Genomic DNA, 25,544 nt, shown 5'->3' with positions numbered 1-25,544 from the left:
CTCATAAAAGACTTTGTTACAGCCAATTATAGCAACCTCAGCAGGATAAAGCGCCTTGGGCGGACGGAGTAGCTTCATTTGTGCAGCAAAAAGCGGACTCAGCTCAACGTCTGAATCCGCTTTTTGGATGTTTGTAGCTCTGGTTAATCGATCAAATCAGATTTCTGAAGTAAGCGCTGAATCAGCACGGCCACCTCTGCACGGGTGACATTTGCTTTGGCCTCCAGCTTGCTGCCGCCGCGTCCGGTGATCAGGCCGGCTCTCGCAGCGAGCGCCAGACTGTCCTTCGCCCAAGCGCCCACCTGGCCTGCATCTGTGAAGGCTGCGAGTACACCTGCTGTATCAACGGTACCTGTCTGCTCAGCAAGCCCCGTCAGCTTCATTGCCTTCGCGATGATGTTCATGGCCTGCTCGCGGGTAATCCGGGCATCCGGGCGGAAGGTTCCGTCCTCGAAGCCGTTAATCAGCCCCTCCCGTGAGGCTGTTTCGACCGCCGCTGCATACCAGCTGTCCGCCGGAACATCTGCAAATTTCGCAGCGCCCTCTTCAAGCCTCAGTCCCAGACCGCGCACGATAATGGCTGCGAACTCTGCGCGGGTGATGTCAGCGTTCGGGTTGAACGTCGATTCGTTCACCCCGTTAATGGCCAGGCGGGAGCCCATGTCATTCACTGCATTTTTCGCCCAATGCTGTTCCATGTCCTTGAAGCTTAGCGGATGCCAGACCACAGAATAGGTGCTGTTCGTCAGGCTGTGAATCTCGGCATAATACTGGCCGCCCTGCTGAATGACTCGGGTTGGTACATGACGTACCTTGCCGTCCGGATCTACAACGATCCCCGTCGTAACCCGGTTCGGGTCAATACCCTGCGGAAGCGTCACTGTCCGTTTTACATACGCCTTGAACCGGTCTATCTCCACAGTTGCTGAACCGGATGAAGCTGTAACAGAGAAGTCCAGGGATGGCGTAACCACCGCGAAGCCGCCTCTGCCTGCCGCAGCAGTCACAACCTGGTTCATCGTTGCCGAAGACTCGCCAATCGTAATCTTCAGTGTGATATCCTCCAGCTTGGTCCCGTTTCCGAGTCTTGCCGCTAACGCACTGATATTAAGCTCCGATGACGGCAGTGTATACGTGCCCCGGCTGGTCTGGAGCACCAGCGTAGCTGATTTATCCTCCATATTCTTGATTATCTGACCGTTCAGCTCGCCAATGATAATGTTGGAATCCAGCATCACCGGGATAGTGACAACGGCCCCGTTCCCCTCTGCATCCAGCTTCGCCTGCAGTCTGGCCGGGTCTACGGCGATGGTGGTTATTTTGATATTGCCGGAGGTTATTGTGGTGGCTGTGCCCGCATTCTCCTCCTTACCGTTCACAAGAACGATGACGCTGGTAACATTGCCTGCTGTATTTCCTGGCACCGTTCCGCCGCCCGGGTTATTACCGCTGCTGCCGGGGTTCACCGGATCAGGTCCCGGAGTCACAGGTGTCGACGCGGTTACAGCCGCAATTACGCTGCCATACTTCACTACCCTGCCGTCAGCGTCAACCTCTGCAATCCCAAGCGTATCACCACCCTCTGCAGGAATCAGGCCATCATTGCCCACAAGGGTGTACCCCGTCAGAAGCTCTCCAACCTCAGGTACAATTACGCTGCCCGTTCCAAAATTCATATACAGAAGCTTGTTCCCTTCCGCAGGTGCAGGAGTAACGGTGATCTGTGTTTTGCCATTATTGGCTACACCGTCCGGATCACTGGCACTTACAGTTAACCCTGATGCAGGAACAGGCATATTCGTTGTAAAAGTCAGCGCCGTTGCCGGTCCCGCCGGAACCGATCCGCTGGCCGCCACCCGCACCTTCACAGTATGGTCACCGCTGAGATCCGGCAGATTCGTTCCGTCATACCGCACGTAGGGTCCGTCATCCACTGCGAATTCCATGCTTGTATCCAGACCGGTAATGGTATTATTCTGATCGTCTGCCGCTACTTCTGGCGCCCCAGGAATGACCGCATCAGAGTCGTGAACGGTAACCTGAGCCGCAACCGAAGCGAAGGCTCCGTCTGTTGCCTTCACGCGGATGTAATACGTATCCGGCGCAAGGCCAGTAAGCGTTGTGTCTGTAATGTCTGTCCACAGACCTGCGTTGCCTGCCTTGTACTCCATCTGAACATTCAGATTCTGCAGAGTACCGTCATTGGCCCCCTTGTAGGTCACATCCGTCACACTAACACCGACAGGTGCAGCCGGGCGGGCCGGGAGATTCAACGTCTGCACGGCACTGTCGGTGGTTGTTACCCCGTTGCCCTGCTTCACGAGATTAAGCGTGGTTCCCAGCCAATCACTGCTGATGACCAGCACCCCTTGCGCTGTTGCCGTGACCACGACACCATTTACAGTGTATAAGCCTTCTGGCACCAGACCGGTCAATGTCTCAGCGGCATAATCGATAACCGCTTCAGGTGTTGCCTCAGCCTTCGCTGTGAAGGACGTGACCGCCAGTGACACCGGAGCCGAGGCAAAAGCAGCATCAGTCGCCTTCACCCGCACGTAGTACGTATCCGGTGCAAGACCAGTCACGGTTACGCGTGTAACGTCCATCCATTCACCGGCGGTTCCACGCTTGTATTCCATCGCGTTAGTCACATTCACCAATGCGCCATCCTGTTCATTGATCGCCGTCTCGTCAGTCGCCGTTACATTCACTGGCGCTGCCGGACGACTAGGCACAGTCAGTGTCTGCGCCGCGCTGTCTACGGTCGTGGAAGCATTGCCCTGCTTCACGAGGCTCAGCGTGATGCCCAGCCAGCTGCTGTCCAGCTCCAGCTTCCCGGTTACATCCGCCGTTACTGCCAGCGTACCATTAATTACATACTTACCGGTCGGAACCAGGCCGGTCAATTGCTCCGCCGTATAGTCAATCCCTGCGGCCGGAGTGATCTCCGGCACTGCCACATACGCCTCAACGGCTACACTTTGCAATTCGGAAGCAAAGTCTGTTGCGGTCGCCTTCACACGCACGTAATATGTGTCCGGTGCAAGACCAGTCACGGTCGTGCCTGTAACGTCCATCCATTCGCCTGCGGTTCCACGCTTGTATTCCATCGCGTTAGTCACATTCACCAATGCGCCATCCTGCGCATTGATCGCAGTCTCGTCAGTCGCCGTTACACTCACTGGCGCTGCCGGACGACTAGGCACAGTCAGTGTCTGCGCCGCGCTGTCTACGGTCGTGGAAGCATTGCCCTGCTTCACGAGGCTCAGCGTGACGCCCAGCCAACTGCTGTCCAGCTCCAGCTTGCCCGCTCCGTCCGCCGTTACCGGCGTGCCGTTGATCGTGTACTTCCCGTTCGCTGCCAACCCTGTCAGTTGCTCCGCCGCATAGTCAACGACTGCCGCCGGAATAGCTTCCGGCACTGCCACATACGCCTCAACGGCTACGCTCTGCAATTCGGAAGCGAAGTCCGTTGCGGTCGCCTTCACACGCACGTAATATGTGTCCGGTGCAAGACCAGTCACGGTCGTGCCTGTAACGTCCATCCATTCGCCTGCGGTTCCACGCTTGTATTCCATCGCGTTAGTCACATTCACCAATGCGCCATCCTGCGCATTGATCGCAGTCTCGTCAGTCGCCGTTACACTCACTGGCGCTGCCGGACGAACTGGAATGTCCAGCGTCTGCGCCGCGCTGTCCACCGTCGTAGAAGCATTCCCCTGCTTCACGATGCTCAGCGTGACGCCCAGCCAGCTGCTGTCCAGCTCCAGCTTCCCAGTTACATCCGCCGTTACCGGCGTGCCGTTGATCGTGTACTTCCCGTTCGCTGCCAACCCTGTCAGCTGCTCCGCCGCATAGTCAATGACTGCCGCCGGGGTAGTCTCTACCGTTGGCACATAGGCGTTCACCGTTACACTATGCGCTTCCGACACAAAAGACGCAGCCGTCAATTTCACACGGACCTCGTACGTACCCGGAGCAAGCCCTGTCACCGTTGTTCCCGTCACATCCGTCCATACTCCCGCACCACTTGACTTGTATTCCATCCCCGAATCCACATTTACCAATGCGCCATCTACCGCATTAATCGCCGTCTCATCGGTCGCCGTTACACTCACTGGCGCTGCCGGACGACTAGGCACAGTCAGTGTCTGCGCCGCGCTGTCGACTGTCGCCGAACCGTCACCCTTTTTCACGATGCTTAATGACGCTCCCAGCCAGCTGCTATCTATAGCCAGCTTGCCGTTAATGTCTGCCGTTACAGGCTCACTGTTCACTGTATAAGCAGCGCCTGGTGTTAGGCCTGTCAGTTGCTCCGCCGCATAATCAATGACTGCCGTCGGAGTATCTTCCGGCGCAGGCCTGAACAGCGACACGGCCGCTGTCAGCGGCGAGCCGCTTACGGTATATCCGCTTGGCGAATTTACGGCCACTGAGACATCACCTTCCTTAGTCACCGAGCTAAGCCCGATGCTCCACGCAGTGCCACCTCCGCTCAGTGCCCCTTTTACTGCAGAGCCTGTACCATCCGTAATCGTGATATCCTCCGCCGTCAGTCCAGTGATCGGCTGATCGAAGGTCAGATCAATCTTCGTCGAGGTTACAGCACCCGGCGTACCGTCAGCTACTGCCGACTGCAAAGTAACCGGCGTTAAGGCACCAGCTCCCTGATTAAACAGTTTCCCGGTGACTCTGTAATGACTGGCATCGGTATTATCTGTCTTGATGAACACAATCTTGTCACCGAAGGCCGTATATACTCTAAACCCAGGATAATATTCCACATCGTACATCCAGTTCTCTGCATCATATCCCTGAAGCGCAACCGAACCGGAGTCAATCGGCTGATCAGTCGTAAAGACCAGATTCCCGTCATTGTCATAGTAATTCAGGTAAGCATACTGGGTTCCTGTCCACTCCCCGCCGGAATAATACGCATCATTGATTGCCTGATTCGACGCCGCATCCGTACTTACGGTTACGAAACCCGGGATGCCGCCCTTCCGGTAGACCGCTGCTCCGCTCAGAGCGCCGTTTACCGAGAAGCTTCCCTGGCTATCGCCATTGTTATCATATAAGGTAACCGCGGTGTTGTCGCTTTGCGATCTGTACTGGCCGAACATGAAGTTCCCGTTACTCAGCACAGACAGATGCAGCTGCTTCTCATCTGTTCTTGGTCCCACATTAATTGTTTTCAGTGGTACTCCGCTGTTGCTGAACAACTGCAGATAGATGTTATCGTTCGAGGGCCCCGAATTGTACGCGGTCATGTATACGCCATCTCCGGCGGCCACATAAGACATGCTCGCATTCGCATCAACCAGCAGAATCTCGTTGGTCACCGGCTGGCCCGCAGGGGTGAATACACGGGTTACCGTACTTTTGTTGTCATTTCTCTGCCAGGTAAAAGCAATATTGCCGTCCGACAATTCCGCCGCAGAGATGAAGCGTGTAAGCTGCGGAAGAGTGCCGGCGCTGAAGGTGTTGAGTCTGGTCTGGCCGGTTACCTTCTGCCCTGCCTTGTTAAGGATCATGAAATAGGCATTGGGCGTACTCTCGGTAACGGTACCCAATTGCAGATTTTTATCACCGGAATCGCTTTTACCATAGAACACCAACAGATTGCCGTTATTCAGCGCAAGCATACCGACATTCGTCATATTATAATAGGTATCCATTAGGCTGCTCATATTGACATCCGTAGTAAGCGTCCCTGAGCTGTTATATACTCTCAGAAAATTGGATGCAACGTAGGTGTTCCCCTGAGAGACGTACTTATTCATCAGAACCGCCGTGCTTCCATCCTGCAGACCCTGGGCACCGGAGAAATTAAGACCCCCACCGTAAGTGACCGGACCCTCAATCGCATAATCAGCCGCTTCATTGAAGGACGGCACAGACGCATAGCCCCGGAGCGGCATCATGGGCAGCAGTCCGATGATTAACACCAGCGCCAGCCCGATCTTCCCCATTTTTCTTAACATTGTTTTCCTCCTTGTCGGATGACAGCCTCTATAATATAAGCAACTCCGCCGCAGTGAGGTCCACAACGGGGAAGCAGGTTTCCCTGAGTGGTTTATCGACATTTTTCGCAAAACATTTAACGAAATAGTCAAAATATTATATTGAAATTTCATACAAATGAATCTTTAGTCCTTGCATTATTCTTTCGCATCACAAACAACGGGACGAAATCATCCTAACGGATGAATAAGATTACCTTTGCGCGAACACAACGTATGCTGTTTTCCACATATATTCAAGCCGTGTGCCTGCTTGCGAACATAATGTATGCTGTTTTTCACATACATTCAGGCCGTATGCCTGCTTACGAACACAATGTATGCTGTTTTCCATATACATTCAGGCCGTGTGATGGCTTACGAGCACAACGTATGCTGTTTTTCACATACATTCAGCAACAAAGTCACTCTTCGAATCAATCAAAGAACTATTTTCCATAAATTTACATATCCATTGTCCACAACAAGAGGAAACTATAGTTTCCTCTAGAGTAAAGGGCTGGTATGACCCAGCCCCTCCTCATCAAACCGTACGTGAGGTTTTCCCTCATACGGCTTTCCGATGTTTGTCATTCATGGGCATGCAGATTACAATAGCGTTTTTAGTCCACATTTATTGGCCATATACTTGACCTCCGGGAATGAACTCATCCATCTCCTCCGATTTCTCTTCTTTGCATACCACCGTGTGAATCGCTGCATAATATACCAATCCAGCTTCGCTAACCTCTTTTGGCTGTAGTTCGTGTAGTAATAATTTCTCCATCCCTGTATCTTTGGATTGAGCCATTCCACATGTTCCTCAAACGATTTCCAGCGCATGCCAGGCGGTGCTAATCGGTCTTTGACCACGCCCCGGATACGTTCCTCTGCCTTCTTCGTTAGCCACTGCTGGGTGGTATAGTACACCTTCCCTTGAGAAGTTTCTGCTTTCGTTTTTCGGTGGTGCATTCCTAAGAAGTCGAAGCCTTCGTCTCCTGTCCACAGACCTACAATGCGGGTTTTGGTCGGATGTAGCGTGAGTTCCAGACGTTCCATAATGTTGCGGATGAGTTCATACGCATGTTCGGCATCCTTTTTCGTTTTACAGACCACGACAAAGTCGTCTGCATACCTCGTCAGTTCTCCCACCCTACTTCCGTGTTTCTCCCATAACCGGTCAAAGTAGTTCAAATAGATATTCGCCAACAGTGGCGAGATGACGCCACCTTGGGGTGTACCTAGATCGGAGCGCCGTACCTTTCCTTCTTCCATCACTCCCGCATGAAGCCACTTCCGTATTAATTTCAGGATTCGCCTGTCATTGATACGCATCTGTACCAGTTTCATGAGCTTCTCCTGATTTATATTGTCGAAGTAGCCTTGGATATCGACGTCGACTATCCAATTTCCTTTGCGGTTGCAGGCTTTCCGAATTCGTTCCAGTGCTCCTTTTGCACTTCGCTTCGGGCGAAATCCGAAGGAGACTTCTTTAAAATCGGCTTCAAAGATGGGTTCAATCACCAGTTTAGTTGCCATCTGCACCACTCGGTCTCGTACGGTGGGGATGCCTAGCGGTCTTGGCTTCCCGTCTTTCTTCGGGATATAGTGCCGCCGTACCGGCTGCGGATGGTAGCTGCCTGCTTTCAGTTCTCGCTCACATCTTTTGAGAAATCTCGTCACTCCCTGTTTCTCGATTTCAGCGAGCGTTACGGCATCTACTCCCGCGGCTCCCTTATTCGCTTTCACCCGTTTCCAGGCTTCGCCTAGCACATCCCACCGGTAGATTTTGTCGTACAAGGCGTGGAATTTACGCTTGTTGTTCTCCTTGGCCGCATGACCTAGCTTTTCTTGGAGTTCTTGAACTTTTTCCTTGGGTGTCGTTAGCCGTTTGGCATTCACTCACTCGTACCTCCTCCAAAAGCGTAAACAAAGCAGGGCTCCTTCCCTCCCTAAGGTTATGTTGTCCTTAGGTTCTTCGGTACTATAAGCCCCTCGGACTCCCTTCCCACAGACGGTTCACTTCGTCTTCTGGACTTATAGAGCGTCTCTCTACGGGTTCCTTAAAAAAAAAAAATTTTTTTCTCCCGTGTGGGGGAGGGTCTCCCCAGTTCACTGCATTATCTTTCAATCCATGCCGTTCCCTATACGCCGGAGGATTCTTCACTGCTGTTCCAAGTTCTGTACAGTTTCCTTGGCCTTCGTCTATTGTTTCGAGACTCGGCATCCTCTCTTCCCCTTCGCAGGGCCTTTTTGACGACGCGGCAAGATTCACTTCATGTTGCGGCCTGGATTGTTGCTCGCCCAGTCTCTGACCGGTACTTTTGTCGATGCGCTTTTACACACAGATTTCGCCATGCGCAAGCATCCTAGCTACAAAGGTGGCTTGGTCCCTCCTTTGGTTGGACTTTCACCAACTAGATAATGCGTGCCTCTGGGCACGCCAACAACAAAAAAAGCCTACTCTGTTTACTGAACAGAATAGGCTTTGTGTTCTAATCCCACCAGTTACAGTCCCTCCACATACCGCTTGGCTTCCCCCAGGGACATATCCGTATGCCCGCGGACGAGCTTGATTGCCGGGATGAGCTGACCCTCTTGCTTAAGCTGCCGCACCTGTGCCTGGACTTCTTCAGGCACAACCTTCAATGCTGTGCCTGCGGCCTCCCGCCGCTTCAGCTCAGCCGCGACCCGCTGCTCCATCTCCGGCGTCAACGTCTCGGCTGCGGATGTAGGGGTGAGCGGCAGGCTCTCAGGCCTTTTGCCCCGGATCGCACTAAGCAAGGTGCCTATAATAGAGTAAAACACCATATACTGCGCCAAGCGGTACAGGTATAGCCATATTGTGCTGAACCGGGTGACCTCTCCGTCCGGCTTCAGAATGGTCACATTATCCGTAATGGAGAATTGTCCCGGCGCATAATTAGTGACATACCGGTCCACCTGCAACTGCCCGAACGGCGAGACGATCCATTCCAGCGGCTTGTTATAGAGCGGATTGCCCGCCGAGTCAATGAACATGCCGAAGAAGGAGAACAGGGCAATGATATAGACCAGACCATTCGACCAGTGCCACCGTTTGCCGAATACCACCAGACTGAACACCACCAGCAGGATAACGCTCCTCGCGTAATCATTATGTAGGAATAACTTCAGAACAATAGGCCCGCCCCACCCGAACAGCACCACCATAACGGCAGCGAAGCCGAATACAGCCAACAGAATCTTAACGTTTTTCATGAATCTACAGACTCTCCTTTCCTCTATACCTATTTTTACCCAAAAGGAAGACATTTGAGTTCATCCTGTTTATAGTACAATATAACTGTCATCAGACAGGTTATCACAGGCAATCTAATATCACCGCACACGAAGGAGGCATTCCATGCAGGATGTGTTCAAGGAGATCATTACACAGGACGTGAAACCTTTTTTAACCGCACGGGGCTATCGTAAAAAAGCTCTGAATTTCACGAAAACTGAGGATCAGCTTATCTATAACATCAATATTCAGAAATCGTCGGGCAATTCCTGGGACAAGCTCAGCTTCTATGTGAACTGTACTATTCACTCTACAGAGCTTGAGCAGCTGCAGGCGGGCAAGTCATCCATCGTATCTGTCACAGGCACCTCCCACTTCACCTCACGGATCAGGGAGATCGTCCCCGCCGCCCCGGACCGCTACACCTTAACGGAGGATACCGATACGGACAGCTTCACTGCAGAGCTGCTGCAGCACCTGGACCAGGCGCTTGCCTTCATGCATAACTTAACCGGTGCCAGAGACATTCTCGATTATTATATGGAACACACAGCGCTGCATCTCAGCGAGGAGACCTTCCGGTTCCTGCTCCGCGCAGGCGAGACAGAGACCGCAGAGCAATACCTGAAGCAACTCCAGGGAAAATACGGGGCCGAGACGCGCTGGGCGATCTGGGAGAAGAAGTATGCGGCCATTTGGGCGGAGAACGGACTGTAGTTATAGCGTATTAGCCCAGTAACCATACAGAAGGGCTATCCCAGGTCTGCTCAGAGACACCGGGATAGCCCGTCATACGAATCATTTTATAAGTTCTCTGTCAATAATGTGAAGCCTTCAATCACCGCATCCTCTTCAATCTCAATCATAATGCAGCGCTTGCCCTGGTAATTCACCTGCCGCACATATCTCAGGTCCTGCGGACTGATCGTGATCGAAGCGACCTTCGTGTCAATCTTAATCGACTTGGTCGTATACTTCGGGATGACGCTGCTGGCCTTCATCTCATAATGCTTGTTGTCCACGATGGTCTCGAAGGCGCGTTCGACCTTCTCCACCGTCACATCCTCTACCCCGCTGGCCTTCAGCACACGCTCCACATCGCGGTAATCGAGTCTCGGCGGCTCTTCCTCCTCCGCGTTATCTTCAATCACCTGATGAATCTCCTCATACACCTGGGCAATGGTCGCCACATCGATTTGTTCACCGGCCACTTCCTTAACAATTTCCTCAAAAATAGACCGTTCCTCCAGCGCCGTCACCGACCGCTCCGCATTCAGCACCTGCTCGATGAAATGCGGGTTCGGATTATTGGCGCTTCCTGTGCAGTACAGGACACGGTTCACATCTGAGTAGTTGTCCGTCACACTTGGGTAGAAAAAGCCTTGCTCCGGCGTGCTCAGCTTAATAATCGGGTCCACCATGATATTATACTTGAATTCCCGCTCCACATAATCGAACAGAAGCGTCTTGCGCTGCTGCTCCGTGGAATTCACGCTGCATAGAATGAACGGATGGGCAAACACCTCGTCCTTGCCGGTCTCCTCGGCTTCGTCATTGCGCGCCTTAGTCGGCCGGAAATATTGCCCCCGCACGAACGTGACGACTGTATCCTTCTCGTACTTGGCATCCACCAGCATTTTGTCTACCAGCATGAGCATCAGGTCCTGCCATTCCTCCGGGTCCCCGGTCACCAGCCCCTGGTGCAGCATCACCTGCGACGGCTCCTCCGCCTCCTTCAGGAATTTCAGCTCGAACAGCTTCTGGTCCAGCTCGCCGGTCAGCAGCTTCCGGAAGTTGCCCATATACAGCTCCTGCTTCTCACGCTCCAGCATGGCAAACGGCTGGCGCTCGAAGTGGTAGATTTCATTCGTATCCTTCATAATATACACGTTCAGAATATCGTACAGGTTCAGCTGATCATGGTCCATCTTGAACTGCTTGCGTATATGTGCGGCTTCTTTCTTGATCATGGCTTGGAACACAGCTCCTATGAAATGAATTGGTCTAATCAGTATATACGATTGTAAAAACCTTCGCCAGACAACCCCGAGGCCGGAGCGCTGCCTGGCGGATAATTCCATTATCGCACGCTGAGTTCAACCTGCTGATTCACTTGGACCTGCTCGCGCTGCGTTACGGCATTAATCATCTCCACTTCATACTGCTTCTGCTCAGGGGCCGCAATCCAGACCTCATATTCTCCGCGTCCTTCCTGAACCTGCAAAATATTCCGGGCGAAGCCTGACTGATCCCTGTTGCCCGCGTAGAACTTATCATACAGCTCCCGGGACTGAAGCACCTTAGCCATATAGCCCGGGATATTGAAGTCAATGCTCATACGGTTCTGTGCATCCTGCGTAAGCTTCAGCTTCAGGAATCCGTCTTCATAACGGCTCTCGGTCAGAAGCATCTGCTTGCCGCTGAACGGGATCACTTTGGGCAGTACTTCGTCCATGGCCAGAGAGAAGGAGCCTACCTCTGAGAGCTGGACATGCCCGATCTTCAGATTCAGCTGGCGAGCTTGCTTACTGAAATACGGTGAAGAAGCAAACTCCAGCCGGATCGTACCGGAGCCGCCGTTGCTGCGTCCTGGCACAGTATTCAGGCTGGTGTAATCTTTAAATTCGTAGGTACCGCCAGCGTTATCCGTCAATTCAATGGACGGGTTGCTCCAATCGATATCCAGCAGGCTCCGGTCCGTGTTGCTTAGATGCAGAGTTACATAGGTACTGAGCGGCGTAAGCTTAATCTCCTGTACCTCAATTTCCTGCTGGTCTCCGTTGACCATAACCGGAATAGAGGTCTGCTGCGGGATGATCCGGTCCTGCTTCCACTGGCTTTTGTCAAAAGGAACGTCCATGCTGTGCTTCAACGGAACCGCGCCTCCCGCCTGAGGCTCATAGAAGGTAAAGCTCAGCTTGGACGGGTTCCCCGCAAGGAAATCGGCCACCTCCTGCGGCGACAGCTGCTGCTCGGTCGGCAGAACCAGAATCGGCTCACCGGTCTGCTCATCATGGGTAAGCTTCATCACCCCGCCTGCTCTGGCGCCCGGAAAATCCTTGCTCGTTACGTGATAACCGGCGTTGCTGTAGTCAATCCCCGGCGTTCCGTCCGGCCAGGTGGTCACGCTCCCGCTAATTTTGTCCGACTGGACAAAGACCTTGTACACCAGCTTGTCACTGGTCAGATACACATCGCTCAGACTAACCTTGGTATCTCCAAAGCTCATCACGACCGGCTGGAATGGCCGGTAATCATAATTACCCGCATTCTGCACACCGTCACCGGTACGCAGCGCGGTCAGCCAATCGGAGGCCACCGAGAAGCCGGGAATGTATTGCACCAGACTGGCGAAGGCCGGCGATACCTGGGCCGAGAATAGGAGCATAGCAGCAGCAGCCGTACTGCAGGCAGCACCGATCAGCCGACGCTTCGTGCGGGAGCGGGCCGGACGGCTAGGTGCAGCAGGCTCCGCAGCCGCCGCGTGCATCACAATATTTTTTGCAAAATCATGCAGGCTCTGCGGCGCAGCATGAAGGCTCAGCACACCGCCCATTTCCTCTGCCTGCCGCTGCGGTTCACCCTGTATCCCGTTCTTGAACTTAGACATCGAAAATCACCTTCTTCGGATTAATGGATTCATTCAGACTCATCAGCTTCAAGCGCGCGTTATACAATCTGGATTTCACGGTCCCGGCCTTGACGCCCAGCACATCCGCAATCTCCTCTACGGACATTTCCTGATAGTAATACAACACAATCACTGAACGGTGGCGCATATCCAGTGACATGACCTGGGCCAGCAACCGGGATTGCTCTTCTTTCTTCAAAACCGCATCCAAAGGCTGTTCCCGCTCATCCCCCGGCTCCTCATGATCCCCCAGCACTTCTGTCTGTCTGAACCGCCTGGAGCGTGCTCTGGCCAGATCCAACGCCCGCATCGCAACCAGCCGGTTGAACCAGCTTCGGAAGCTGCGGATTTCTTTGCCGCTCATAATGGCTCTATAGGCTTCCAGCATCGCATTCTGGACGGCATCCTCTGCATAGTGCGGGGAGTTCAGAATCGCCCTGGCCGTGCTGTATGCCCGGTCCAGATAAGGCTTTACCAGCTGATAGAATGCATCCTGCTCCCCATCCCGGCACTGCTGCAGCCATAATTGCTCCTGTTCCAACTGCTTCATCTCCATTTAACTTGTTATACTCTATAGGCGATGGCCGGGCTAATCTGGTTCATTAATCTCCGAAGATTGATTATGGTAACCATCTTCGCAAATGAAAAGGAACCCGTCAGGGTCCCTTAATATCCGTCGTTATCTTCATATCTCGTGATTCCCCTCCGTAAAACCCCGCTTGATCTCGTACATCCGCTTATCCGCCTGGCGCAGCAGCGCGTCCGGGGCCGATCCGTCCTGCGGGTACAGGCTGAGGCCGGCGCTCATGTCGATCTTCAGCACTTCGCCCTCATAATCCAGCGTGGCCTGGGCAGCCGCTGCCTGCAGCCTGCGCTCCAGCTCTGCGGCCGTATGCCCCTCCCGCCCCACCGGGCAGAACATGACGAATTCATCGCCGCCGAAGCGGGCCGCCAGCCCGTCAGGCTGGACCAGCTGATGGATCATGCCTGCTACCTTGCATAACATCTGGTCTCCGGCCTCATGGCCCCAGCGGTCGTTGACCTGCTTGAACCGGTCGAGATCCAGCAGCAGAATTGCCAGCTCTCCGCCGGTCCGCCCGGCTTCTGCCAGCGCCTCCTCCAGCTTGTCATAGAACTGCCTGCGGTTCGGCAGCCCGGTAAGCGGATCATGGTAGGCCATGAAGGCGATCTGCCGCAGATGCTGATTCCGCAGCCGGATGTCGCGGATGAGCAGAACAGCATATAGCTCATGATCTACGGTCACATAATCCCCGTTAATCATGGCCTCAATTACGCTGTCGCCGCTGTGCAGGACCATCTCCAGCTCACCGATATCGTCCTGTGCCTTAAGCTTCGCTACAATCTCTCCACCCCCCAGACCGGTAAGGTTGGCTTTCCCGGGAACCAGTTGCCCGAACATCTTCTCCGCGCTCAGGTTCGCCTCCTTAATGTCTCCGTTCAGGGAGACGAGCAGAGCCGCCTGCGAATTGATCTGGAACATCTTTTTGTAACGCTGCCCTGCATGATTAAGGAACTCATACCGCTGCATGGACAGCCGCAGGACGAAACACCAGATCAGCCCTCCATAAATATACGCATAGGGCGGCAACACTTCACTGAAGCGAAAATAACCGAACACCGCTACCCAGAGGAACGTCACCCAGGAGCCGTACTCCAGCAGCTTGAAGATGCCGTCATGCTTCTGGTAGGCAGGATCGGCCGCGCTCCACTTGCGCGCGCTGCGCAGCATGGCAATCGGGATGAAGCTCAGCAGCAGGCTGGCCGTCATAGTCCCGTAGTAAGCCCCATTCGCCACTGGCCATTTCCAGACTCCGCTTACGGTGAACATCTGTACAGAGGTATAGGACCGCTGGCTGATCAGCCCGGCCGGAATCGCCAGCGCCAGGATATGGAACAGATACGGATACCAGGGCCGCCGCATCCGCTTATGCAGGCCGATCAACCGGGCGATCAGGTGGAATCCAAGTCCCGGAATCAGAACCCCCACATTCGAGAACCACACCGCTGCCAGCAGCGGGCTATATTCCATTGGCAGCATATACCGGAAGTACTCCTCCAGGAACATCAGGAAATAACACAGTATAGTAGCGCTCACCAGACGGTGTTCAGTCTTCTTAGGATTGCGCAGCAGCACATCAAGCCCCATGTAGAAAAAAATGAGCATCGGCAGCCAATAGAATACGACGGGAATCCACACATGGGTCGGGCTCATTTACTTTTCTCCTCTTCCGCCGGTCACATGATTTAATTTTAATATATTACCGGGTGAAGATGCCGTCAATGGACAGTTATGCCTTAGCCTGCCTTATATTGGCTCTGGAAGAGCAGCTTGTAGGCCTCACTATGATTAATGAGATTCTCATGGGTATCACAGGCGGCTACTCTTCCCGCTTGCAGTACCATAATCCGGTCACAGGCTTGAACCGTAGACCAGCGGTGGGCAATGGAGATCATCGTCTTCCCGGCGGACAGACTCTTCAGCTCGGCCATAATATCGCTCTCATTCCCGCTGTCCAGAGCGCTGGTGCTCTCATCGAAGATGATGATGTCCCGATCCTGCAGAATCGCCCGGGCAATCGACAGACGCTGCTTTTGACCTCCCGATAGCTTCATCCCTTTCTCACCGATGACCGTATCCAGACCATGCTCCAGAGCTTCAATGAAGGGATAGATGCTTGCCCTGCGGCAGCATTCCACCAGCTCCGCTCCGGTTGCACCGGGCTTAGCCAGCAGCAGGTTCTCTCTAATCGTCATATTGAACAATACCGGCTCCTGCACCACAATACTTACCTTGGCGGAGATGCTCCCGCTGTTGACTGAAGTGAGATCAATGCCGCCAATGCAGATCCTTCCCTCTTGCGGCCTGAGCTGCCCCGTCAGCAGCTTCGCCAGAGTAGACTTCCCGCTGCCGCTTAGCCCGGCAATCGCCAGGTGCTCCCCTTTGCCTACTGTGAACGATATGTCCTCAAGGGCAAAAGAATCATTCCCCTCATAGCGGAACCGCAGCTGCTGAACGTCTACATCGCTTCCGTTAATATGCTTGTACGGCCGCTTGTCCGTTTCTGCCGCTAACAGCCCAATCACCTTGCTGATATTCACCGAATCCTTGCGGTAGTTGATCATGCCATTGCTGATGCTCTCGATGAACCCGAAGAACTGCCCGTAGAAGCTGATGAACACCAGCAGGACGCCGACCTGCGAATATCCTTTAATGACGAACAGTCCGCCAATAAAGTAGATGAACAGTTGGGTAATAAAGTTCTTGGTGAAGAACGAATAGGTGACGCCCAGATGCAGATAGAGCTGGTTACGGAACCAGACCGGCCGGATTCTCATGTAATGTCTGTTCAATTCTGCCAGTTGGGCCTCCTCCAGATGATTGGCCTTAATATCCTTCCAGTTCTGCAGATTGCCATGCAGGAAGGATTCATATGCGTTCTGCAGCGTCCACAGCTCTTCTCCGGCCGTCCGCGATTTCTCCCCCAGGTGATGCACCGTCCACAGGGAGACCGGAACGAAGATGAAGCTGAGCAGCGCAATCCGCCAATCATAGCATAATAGAATCACAGCCAGCGCAGCAGCATACACCACAGAGTAGATGAACTCTAGAATATGAGTCGTGAAAAATCTCCCGGCCACCGCAGCATCCTGCTCAATCCGGCCTCTGACATCGCCAACGCTATATCTGCTATAGTCCTCATAATCCAGATGAAGCACAGTATTCAGCAGCTTATGCTTGATTCTCAAGTCATACTTCAGCATCAACTGGTTGGAGTAGCGCCTGCTGGCGGCAATCCCGAGCGTCGTAAGCAGGAAGGTTCCCAGATACCCGGCAATAATCAGCCACAGCTCATGAAGGTTCCGGCCCACCAGCACCCGGTTAACGAGCCGTGAATACAGGAACAACGGAATAAGTCCGAGCAGTAAATTCCAAAGTTTGAAAAAAGCGAGCGCCAGCAGAGGCTTGCGGATACCGCCAATATCCCTTGTTAATGCCTTGAACGTTGCCCGTCTGCTCATACCGCCTCGCCTCCCTCACACTGTTCACTGAATAAGCTGATATACGTCCGGTTCTCTCTAATCAACACGTCATGCGTATCGTACCCCGTAACCACGCCATCCTCCAGAACGGCGATTCTGTCACAGTCCCTGATTGTAGAGAGCCGATGGGCGATAATAATCATTGTGCGGTCCTGTGCAAGCTTACGGATCATCTCCCGGATGAGCGTCTCATTTCTGCTGTCGAGGAAGGAGGTCGCCTCATCGAAGATCAGAATCTTCGGATTCTTAACCAGGATTCTTGCGATACTCAGGCGCTGCTTCTGCCCGCCGGACAATTCCTGGCCGTATGTGCCAAGCATCGTATCCAATCCGTCAGGGAAGGTCAGTACAAGCTCATGCAGGGCCGCCTTCTTAAGCGCTTCCATTAACAGCAGGTCATTATCCCGGTTATTCGTAAAAGAAAGATTATACCGCAGCGTATGATCATACAGCACCGTCTCCTGATGAACTATTCCCACCTGGCTCCGCAGGCTGTGCAGGTTCATCTCCTGCACATTCACACCATCGATCAGCAGCTCGCCGTCATCTACGTTATACAGATTGTAGAGCAGATTTCCGATGGTCGTCTTCCCGGCGCCGCTTCTTCCGGCGATGCCGATCGTGCTTCCACCCTCCACGCGCAGATTGAAACCGTCCAGCACCGGCCTGCCTTCAGTGTATCCGAAGCGGACATCACGGAATTCCACAGTTCCCTTCTGAATCAGCACAGGCGGCAGGTCTGCCCTGTAATCCTCCTCCTCCTGATTCAGTATACCCGCTACCCGCTGCAAGGAGATTGTCTGCCGCCAGGCATCGGTAATCTTGCTGTTAATCGAGCTGAAGTAAGTCACCGCCATATTGAAATAGCTGGCAGCAGCCACGAATACCCCCAGCGGCATCCGGCCCTCGGCAATAAGATAGGCGCAGATCAGGAACAGCAGCAGCTGTGCGGCAAGCGAGATGAAGGCATTCACCCGCTCCGTGGTCACTTCAATTCTTCCATTCTCTACATTCATGCCATGGATCGAGACCGTTTTTCTCAAGTATGTATTAGCAGCCTGCTTCCCCGCATTCAGGAGCTTGATCTCCCGCATATTGGCCACAATCTCAAATAAGTATGAGGACAGCCTGCCCTGCTCCTCCGCCAGATCCCGGTTAACGCTAAGCGCCCGCTGCTTGAAGTATCTCGAAGCCAGGAATATGGCAGGGACCAGAACAACAGTGAACACGCCCAGCAGGACATGATAATAGAACATGAAGCCCACGGCAAACACAATATGCAGCAGATTGGAATATCCCCAGAGACCACTCCAGAAGACGAGATTCATAATGTCCGTGGCATCGCGGTTCATCCGGCTGATCAGATCGCCGCTGTACATCCCGGAGAGATCCTTCCCCTGCTGGTGCAGAATCTTGCGGAACAGCGCCCGCCGGATATCGAACACGAACCCCGTCATTAAATGCGAGGAGATCAGATTGTTCAGCGTCGCCACAATAAACTGATTGAACAGAAGAATACCGCCATAGACCAGACACAGATTCATAAATGCACTCAGATCCTGATCATAAAAAGCAATATTAATCATCCTCCCGCCCAGAAACGGATAGCTCAGATTAACCAGCGTCATCACCGTAGTTACGAGGAATCCGCATACAAACACCCACCTGTGCATCCGCATGAACTTGATCACCCACTGCCCTGCAGTCACAGCCCCACCGCCTTCCATATATTCACAAAGCCTATTGTAGCACAGATGTTCGCATATGGGGAGTGACCAACCTCTCTATACGCCCAAAAATGGAAAGCACGCTTTACATCCATTACATAATGCGCTACACTCCTTATGTAAAGTTAACTTTCCATGAAAGAGGGATTCCATGAATAACCGTTTGGAAGAGCTGCGCAAGCAGCGCGGAATCCGGCAGGAAGAGCTGGCAGCGGCGCTTGAGGTGTCCAGGCAGACGATTGGTTCACTGGAGAACGGCCGTTATAACCCGTCCATTCTGCTCGCATTCAAGATTGCCCGGTATTTTGGACTCAGTATTGAGGAGATTTTTATTTATGAGGAGGAAGAGAAGAGATGAAGAAATCGGTCACCGCTTATGTTCTGGTCATTGCTGGTCTACTCTTGCTGGCGGGCAGTTTGTACCTTATTCGAACTACTCCAGACCCGCAGGGGGTGCTGCGGTCACTGCCTTATGTCTGTATCGGAATAGGCTGCGGCCTGTTCGGCGGCGGAATGGGGGAACTGATCGGGAGGCGTGCGCTGAAGAACAGCCCCGCCATCGCCAAGCAGCTTGAGATCAACAAGAACGATGAACGTAATGTTGCCATTGCCAACCGGGCGAAGGCGAAAGCCTATGATATGATGGTTTTTGTGTTCGGAGCCTTGATGCTGGCCTTCGCCTTGATGGAGACCGAGCTCACCGTGGTGCTGTTACTGGTATTCGCCTACCTGTTCACTATCGGGTACGGGACGTATTACCGCCTGAAGTATGATAGGGAGATGTGAGACGATTCCGGCTTGGCTACTTAACACGCCTAAGCCAGCAAGGCCCGGGCCACCTGATCCACAATACAATTGATGCCTGTCGGTCCATAGCAGCCGATCCAGGTAGCCGCATCCACCGGGTAGATACGCTGCGGGTCTGTACCCAGCATACCCCTCACGCTTTGCTCTGTCAGGGATATTCCCTCCTGCATCGTCTCGTTGCTTAGCAGAAAGTAATAATTCGCATGCACAGCCGGCAGTCTGTCTACGGAAATGTGATAAGCCGTGTCGGAGGAAGGGGCGGCCACAAATTGCGGAGCAGGCAGACCAAGGTCGCGGTACAGCACAGCACCTGTGCGGTGCGAAGCCGTATGTACCCGGACTATTGAATCCCGCGGGCGGATTAGTGCAACGCTTTTACCGGCCAATACCGGAGCAAGCTCAGCGGACAGCAACGCCGTACGGCGGAGGTAACCGGCAATCATCCGTTCCGCCTCCGCCTGCTTGCCGGTCAGTTCGCCGAACAGGCGCAGAATCGTCTGCCAGCTCTCATTGCGCTTGAACATGATCGCCGGCGCCACCCGGCTCAGGCGTTCATACTGCGGAGCATGCACCTCGGTGCAGATAATCAGATCCGGCCGCAGCCGCTCAACTGCCTCCAGGTCCGGGTGCTCATAGGTTCCAAGCATTTCCGTTCCCCTTAACCTCTCCCGGAAATAAGCGGGGAAGTTCAGCTCTCTGCTTCCGAAGCCTACGCTTCCTGCGGGGGACATCCCCAGCGCATGCAGATGGTCAGCATATTGAACGTCCAGTACGGCGATCCGCTGCGGAGCAGCGGTAACACCATATTCGCCCCGCAGATGGGGGATCACCGGAGCCTGTTGAGACCCTTGCGGGGAAGTCAAGCGTTCCGGCAGTCCTGAAGCAGCGGAGAGCGCACCGGGAGCTGAAGCGGCAGTGCGTCTGTAGTGCTGCGGGGGGACTCCGTAATGCTTCTTGAACGCTCTGCTGAAATAATACATGTCACGGTAGCCTGTCCGCTCGGCGATTTCACCGATAGAAGCGTCCGTGTAACGCAGCATCCGCTCTGCATTCTCCATCCGCAGACGGATCACATATTCCATCGGCCCGAGCCGCTTCTCCTGCTTGAACCGCCGCTGGAGCTGGCGCACGCCGCATCCGGCCAGCGCCGCCAGCTCTTTCAGCCCCAGCTCCTGACGGTAATGCCCCTCGATATAGGCGGCAACAATCTCCACCACATCCGGCTCCATGCCGCCCTGGCCGCGTTCATGCTCCATAATAAGCTCGTAGAGCATCCCCTGCAGCAGCGCATTGGCATGGAAGCGTTCCAGCCCTTCGCCCAGGCGCCATTTGGCTGCAATCCTGTCCGCCGCCAGATGCAGCTCCGCCGGGAGCGCGGGATGGTGCACAAACGAAGTGCGCAGCGGGTGATTGCGCGGAGGGAAGAGCACATGGGCGGCTCCCGCCACAGGAATGGCCTTGTAGCCGATCGCTGTATAATGAATGTTGTCTGATTCCGCAGTCAGAGTATAGGCTGATCCCTTGGCAGCATGACAAGCAAAAGAGGCCTGGACATGGCAGCCTTCACCATTGATCACAAGCCCTCCCTGCCCGCCGATGGCCAGCAGCAGCAGATTAGCCGCCAGTCCCGTCTCGCTTATACTACCACCGGGCGGCACAGTGCCGCTGCGCACGTCAAGCATCTTGACCGCCGTATCACTCCATAGACTTGCCTGTTCTTGTTGCGGCATTTCTCTCATCTCCTGACAACAGTATCCTGTACGAAATGGATAGACCTGCTGTCATTTTAGTTGAGATTTATTCTCACTGTCAATTTTCGGGCATTTCCTGCAATATTCCTCTGACATCCGGTAGTACAAGCAGCAGGTGATACGCGTGCTCTTCGCAACCGGTGACTCATCATTTCCCTCTGTGAACCGGGTGAACGGATTGCGTCTTGCGCCGAAGCATTGGCCGGGGGCCGTCCGGGTCAGATATGCAAAATCCTCCTGCACCCGCAGCCTTGCTTGGCCGGATGGGTCTGTTCCAGACGCATACAGCGGGGCAATCCGCACCATAATATTCTCCCACAGCACGGCCATCGAGACAGGCCCAACCGTGGCAAGCGTCTGCAGCATCGGGGCAAGCCGTGCCGCAAAATTCTCCTCTACAACCGCTTCGCGCCACACCTCACGATCATCCGCCGGTGAGGATGACTGAATTCCGTCCACCGCCAGGAAAGGAAAGGTCGTCTCTTCTGTAGAGGCCGGGTGGTAGAGGAAGCTTCTGTCCAGCGGGAAGAGCACCTCACGATTATGCAAAGTCATAGCGGTCAACATTGGCGCAATCCACAGATAACCGATCCGTTTGGCCAGCATGGAAGCCGCAACCTGCGTATCCGGCGCACCGATATAATCCTTAAACCAGCTGACATATTCGCGGCATGCCGCTTCGTCCTGCAGTTCACTCAGAGCAATGGTGCGGACACTGTCCGCAGGCGGCTCCCCCAGCATCATCCAGAAATCCTCCGCCAGTTCCCTCCAGGAGGCCGACGACAGATAGCGGTCCATCTCAGTTCGCTCCGAGCAGCGCCTCTGCGGCCTGATCCACAATAATATTGATTGCAAGCGGACCATAATAAGCGATCCAGAGCGTTGAATTCACTTCATAGGCACGGTTATTCTTGACTGGCTCAAGGGATTTCCAGATCGGACTGCTGGCCAGCGCCTCTGCCTCTTTGGCGAATAGATCATCCGAGAGCAGGAAATAGTGATCTGCCCCGATATCAGCGACGGTCTCCATCGATATTTCAATTGAGGTGTCATCTTTGATTGCCTGAACGAACGCAGGAGCCTTTAATCCCAGATCCTCATATAAAATGCTTCCGGTCCGGTGCTCGGGACCATGTACCCGGATCCCTTCCGGTCTCGGACGGATCAGCGCTACCGTCTCGTCACCCAGCTTCGCCGACAGCTGCTCCCGCAGTCCGGTGATTTTGTCCTCGTAGTCCTTTTTCACCACTTCAGCTTCTGCCTGCTTGCCTGTAATTGTACCGATGGTAGCTAGCGTATCCCGCCAATCCTCATAGAAGTCCAGGACGATCGTAGGCGCAATTTTACTTACGCTCTCATAGGCTTCCTCCTGGAAGTCTGTCATCAGAATCAGATCCGGGTTCAGCGCCACAATCGCCTCCAGATTGGGCTCATCCCGGGTACCCAGGACCTTCACACCGTCCATCTGAGCACTCAGATATTCCGGGAACTCGTCCTTGGTTCCGGCAACAACGCTGCCTGCCGGTTTCTCTCCCAGCGCGATCAGCTGATCGGCGAATTTCACGTCAAGCACAGCGATTACCTTCGGCTTCTCCGTCAGCGTATATTCACCCTTGATATGTGTGAGGGTAACCGGGTAGGCTGCTGTAGCCTGTGCCTCCGGCGTGGCCTGAGCTTGTGCTTCTGATGACGGAGACGGCTCGGCTGACGCTGACGGCTGTGCAGTTGTGCCTGCATTGTTGCCCCCTCCAGTTCCGCAAGCTGCCAGCACGAGTACCAGTGCCAGCATACATACCATGAATAGTCCTGATTTCCGGGTGGCGTGTTTCTTCCGTCCGGCCTTCTGTCCCCTTGTTGCTCTGTTCATGCTGAAATCCCCCTAATATCTATTATGTGATAATGATTTTCATTATCATAATTGTTAAAGCGAGTATATCCGATTTGCCGCCTTTGTTTCCATGTACTTTTGCGACATTGCGGCCGGATAAATGCGACATCGTGTTTAGCTATATAAAAAGGGCTAACGTTTTTTTGGGGGGATTGGCCGTGACTCCAGAGAAGTTTTGGACTTCCGGCCGTTTGTATAGAAAATTGTTGCAATTTTTGCAGGATTCCTCTTTAACTATTACTTACTGAATGTACAATGTTGCATTATTTGCACAAATTTCGGAGTCTAGAGCAGATTAGCGCTAAAATTGTTGCATTTCTTGCATAATTTCGACATAAACCGCTTGTGAGGAGCAGTATTGTTGCACTTCCTGCAGGATTTTTCTATAAATGTTACTGGCTGTGGAGCATGGGCCACCTTTGGCGCAGCAGCACCATCTGCTCCTCGTTCAGTGGACTTCCTAAACAGCAACAAGCCCGCATCCTGTTTCCAGGTGCGGGCTTGCTTTTAAGAACAGTTATTGTCTAATTAATGATGTTAAGCCCAATATTGTTGAGCAATCTTTTGCCCCTGTCTGATCTTCGCCCATTGCTCCGCTTGCGTCAGCTCATTACCCCCGTCACAGGAGGCGAAGCCGCATTGATGGGAGAGCAGCAGTCTCTCCTTCGGAATGATTTTGGAGGCTTCGTCCAGCATTCTCAGAACACGTTCCTCATCGTCCAGCGTGCTCGTCTTGGAGGACAGCAGGCCCAGCACGATCTCCGTCTCCGGTCTATCTTTGAACACGGCAAGTGCCTCCAGCGAGCCAGCGCGCTCATCGTCCCACTCCAGGAAGAAGCGGTCATACTTCAGCTGCTTCAGGAACAGGTTGGCAATCTTCACATAGGAGCCGCCGCCCATATTGCGCGAATCATAATTACCGCGGCAGTTATGGGTCCACATTTTCAGCCCCAGGCTGTGCCCGTAATCGATAATCGTATTGTTAATATCAATGAAGTCTGCAGCAAGACTCTGTACTTCCTCATGATTGACCTTCTCGCCGGTGAACGGTGAATTCGGATTATCGTCCGCGAACAGCTCCCAGAGGCAGTCGTCGAATTGAAGGATTTTGCCGCCAGCAGCTGCGAATTCCCCAACAAAATCCTTATACGCCTTCACGAGCCCTGCCTTCAGCTCATCGCGGTTCTGGTACACTGCACCTTCGCCGCCAATGTTATCCGACCAGGACAGCTCTCCGAAAATATGGGACGGCGAAGGCACACACAGCTTCGTCTCCCGGTCTCCGGCATGGTCCTGAAGCTGGCGGTACGCCTGAAGGAAGTGGTGATTCTTCCCGCCCAGCTCGCCGGTGATGCGGAGGCCGATGTCTTTTCGCGTCTCGTATTTGGAGCTGCCGTCAATGTCTCTGAAGAAATACCCGTGATCGGCAATATAACGCTGAATCCCCTGGAAGCCCCACACGAAGTCCAGATGCCACATCGACTTGGAATATTCTCCATCAGTCAGAATCGACAGCCCGTTCTCCTTCTCCTGCTCCACTACCGTCTGAATTGCCTTTGCTTCACACTGCTCATACCCCTGGAAGTCTCCATAGAACGGATATTGAATATCGTCCCGGTGTTCGATTTGCTGTTTATATTCTAATAGCTCCGCCGGACGCAGCAGGCTGCCTACGATCTGAAATCTCTCGCACATATTATAGTCCTCCTCTAGTCTCTCACTGTTCTGTCTTGGTGTATAAATTCTAGCATGGAGAACGCTCAAGGACGTAACACTTAAACTTGATACCTGGCTATAGTCAAAAGTTATACTGCTTCTCCGCTGCCGTAATACAATCGTAAGATTTCGCTTAGAGAATCGTAAGCTCTCCCGCTTATTCTGTTCCCTGTAACCACTACAACGAAATGGAGCGTGATTAGCATGGGTAACAGCAAAGCAGGCAAACGGTTCATGATGACAGCGGTACTGGTTCTCTCTCTGGCGGTGTCCGGCATCGCCGGTGCGGCGGCAGGCATCAAGACGATGAAGAAAGACGGCATGGAGCTGATGAACTTAAGACAGGCGGCCATGATGTACGGCTACAGCATTGAATGGAACAGCAAAGACCGCTCCGTCTCGCTGATGTACATGGACAAGATGATGGACGATGGCAAGATGATGGACGACAGTAAGATGATGGATGATACCATGATGCCGGCGGCCAAGATGATCAAGATCATGATCGGGTCGAAAAAAATGATGGTCGACGGTAAAACGGTCAATCTGAGCATGGCTCCGGCCCTGTATGATGGCAGCACTTATGTGGCGGATACGGTAGTGAACATGTACATGAAGCCTGCCGGGGCTATGGAATAAGCCAGACAGAGCAGTGCCCCCGCCATATGATATGATGGAATCAAATGGATTTTTACGGA

17 protein-coding genes are annotated in these 25,544 nt (G+C 53.5%); 4 read left to right on the top strand and 13 right to left on the bottom strand.

The window, feature by feature from the left end; genetic code table 11:
• Nucleotides 1–143: 143 nt before the first annotated feature.
• The 3 genes from MHI24_RS20330 to MHI24_RS20320 form a co-directional block, all read right to left on the bottom strand.
• Nucleotides 144–5,984, bottom strand: coding sequence for an S-layer homology domain-containing protein (locus tag MHI24_RS20330; RefSeq protein ID WP_340021350.1), 5,841 nt, complete (start codon nucleotides 5,982–5,984; stop codon nucleotides 144–146).
• Nucleotides 5,985–6,611: 627 nt separating this feature from the next.
• Complete coding sequence (ltrA, locus tag MHI24_RS20325; RefSeq protein ID WP_340021349.1) at nucleotides 6,612–7,904, bottom strand: group II intron reverse transcriptase/maturase; 1,293 nt, start codon at nucleotides 7,902–7,904, stop codon at nucleotides 6,612–6,614.
• A gap of 606 nt (nucleotides 7,905–8,510) precedes the next feature.
• The gene (locus tag MHI24_RS20320; protein ID WP_340021348.1) at nucleotides 8,511–9,242 is read right to left on the bottom strand and encodes a hypothetical protein; all 732 of its coding nucleotides are present in this window, start codon (nucleotides 9,240–9,242) and stop codon (nucleotides 8,511–8,513) included.
• Nucleotides 9,243–9,387: 145 nt separating this feature from the next.
• Here MHI24_RS20320 and MHI24_RS20315 point away from each other — a divergent pair, with 145 nt between their 5' ends.
• Nucleotides 9,388–9,981, top strand: a complete 594-nt coding sequence (locus tag MHI24_RS20315; RefSeq protein WP_340021347.1) for a DUF4304 domain-containing protein — start codon at nucleotides 9,388–9,390, stop codon at nucleotides 9,979–9,981.
• Nucleotides 9,982–10,067: 86 nt separating this feature from the next.
• Here MHI24_RS20315 and MHI24_RS20310 read toward each other — a convergent pair whose 3' ends face one another.
• From MHI24_RS20310 to MHI24_RS20285, 6 genes are all read right to left on the bottom strand, one after another.
• Nucleotides 10,068–11,234 carry a DUF4317 domain-containing protein gene (locus MHI24_RS20310; RefSeq protein WP_340021346.1) on the bottom strand — a complete coding sequence of 389 codons (1,167 nt, stop codon included), beginning with the start codon at nucleotides 11,232–11,234 and terminating at the stop codon, nucleotides 10,068–10,070.
• A 110-nt stretch (nucleotides 11,235–11,344) separates the two neighbouring features.
• Nucleotides 11,345–12,874, bottom strand: a complete 1,530-nt coding sequence (locus MHI24_RS20305) for a hypothetical protein (RefSeq protein ID WP_340021345.1) — start codon at nucleotides 12,872–12,874, stop codon at nucleotides 11,345–11,347.
• Nucleotides 12,867–13,445, bottom strand: a complete 579-nt coding sequence (locus tag MHI24_RS20300) for an RNA polymerase sigma factor (RefSeq protein WP_340021344.1) — start codon at nucleotides 13,443–13,445, stop codon at nucleotides 12,867–12,869. Before MHI24_RS20300 ends, MHI24_RS20305 begins: the two co-directional genes overlap by 8 nt.
• Before the next feature lie 135 nt (nucleotides 13,446–13,580).
• Nucleotides 13,581–15,128, bottom strand: coding sequence for a GGDEF domain-containing protein (locus MHI24_RS20295; RefSeq protein ID WP_340021343.1), 1,548 nt, complete (start codon nucleotides 15,126–15,128; stop codon nucleotides 13,581–13,583).
• A gap of 83 nt (nucleotides 15,129–15,211) precedes the next feature.
• Nucleotides 15,212–16,936 carry an ABC transporter ATP-binding protein gene (locus tag MHI24_RS20290; protein WP_340021342.1) on the bottom strand — a complete coding sequence of 575 codons (1,725 nt, stop codon included), beginning with the start codon at nucleotides 16,934–16,936 and terminating at the stop codon, nucleotides 15,212–15,214.
• Entirely contained in the window at nucleotides 16,933–18,666 is a 1,734-nt protein-coding gene (locus MHI24_RS20285; protein WP_340021341.1) for an ABC transporter ATP-binding protein, read from the bottom strand. Before MHI24_RS20285 ends, MHI24_RS20290 begins: the two co-directional genes overlap by 4 nt.
• A gap of 169 nt (nucleotides 18,667–18,835) precedes the next feature.
• On the opposite strand from MHI24_RS20285, the gene MHI24_RS20280 reads away from it, so the two are divergent.
• Complete coding sequence (locus tag MHI24_RS20280) at nucleotides 18,836–19,042, top strand: helix-turn-helix transcriptional regulator (RefSeq protein ID WP_340021340.1); 207 nt, start codon at nucleotides 18,836–18,838, stop codon at nucleotides 19,040–19,042.
• The gene (locus MHI24_RS20275; RefSeq protein WP_340021339.1) at nucleotides 19,039–19,470 is read left to right on the top strand and encodes a DUF6442 family protein; all 432 of its coding nucleotides are present in this window, start codon (nucleotides 19,039–19,041) and stop codon (nucleotides 19,468–19,470) included. The genes MHI24_RS20280 and MHI24_RS20275 overlap by 4 nt, the downstream gene beginning before the upstream one ends.
• A 29-nt stretch (nucleotides 19,471–19,499) precedes the next feature.
• Here the strand turns inward: MHI24_RS20275 and MHI24_RS20270 are convergent, their stop codons facing one another.
• The 4 genes from MHI24_RS20270 to MHI24_RS20255 form a co-directional block, all read right to left on the bottom strand.
• Nucleotides 19,500–21,221: an AraC family transcriptional regulator gene (locus MHI24_RS20270; RefSeq protein WP_340021338.1), complete on the bottom strand. Its 1,722-nt coding sequence runs from the start codon at nucleotides 21,219–21,221 to the stop codon at nucleotides 19,500–19,502.
• 51 nt (nucleotides 21,222–21,272) lie between these two features.
• Complete coding sequence (locus MHI24_RS20265; protein ID WP_340021337.1) at nucleotides 21,273–22,040, bottom strand: (2Fe-2S)-binding protein; 768 nt, start codon at nucleotides 22,038–22,040, stop codon at nucleotides 21,273–21,275.
• A gap of 1 nt (nucleotide 22,041) precedes the next feature.
• Nucleotides 22,042–23,109 carry an iron-siderophore ABC transporter substrate-binding protein gene (locus tag MHI24_RS20260; RefSeq protein ID WP_340021336.1) on the bottom strand — a complete coding sequence of 356 codons (1,068 nt, stop codon included), beginning with the start codon at nucleotides 23,107–23,109 and terminating at the stop codon, nucleotides 22,042–22,044.
• Between the two features lie 558 nt (nucleotides 23,110–23,667).
• Nucleotides 23,668–24,825, bottom strand: coding sequence for a 5-methyltetrahydropteroyltriglutamate--homocysteine methyltransferase (locus tag MHI24_RS20255; protein ID WP_340021335.1), 1,158 nt, complete (start codon nucleotides 24,823–24,825; stop codon nucleotides 23,668–23,670).
• Nucleotides 24,826–25,050: 225 nt separating this feature from the next.
• On the opposite strand from MHI24_RS20255, the gene MHI24_RS20250 reads away from it, so the two are divergent.
• Nucleotides 25,051–25,485 (top strand): stalk domain-containing protein, encoded by a 435-nt coding sequence (locus MHI24_RS20250; protein ID WP_340021334.1) that lies wholly within the window; start codon nucleotides 25,051–25,053, stop codon nucleotides 25,483–25,485.
• Nucleotides 25,486–25,544: the final 59 nt, after the last annotated feature.

The organism is Paenibacillus sp. FSL K6-1096 (assembly GCF_037977055.1).
Classification (GTDB): domain Bacteria; phylum Bacillota; class Bacilli; order Paenibacillales; family Paenibacillaceae; genus Paenibacillus_AQ.
The sequence above is the reverse complement of the archived record's forward strand: the minus strand, read 5'-3'. Positions and strand labels throughout refer to the sequence as shown.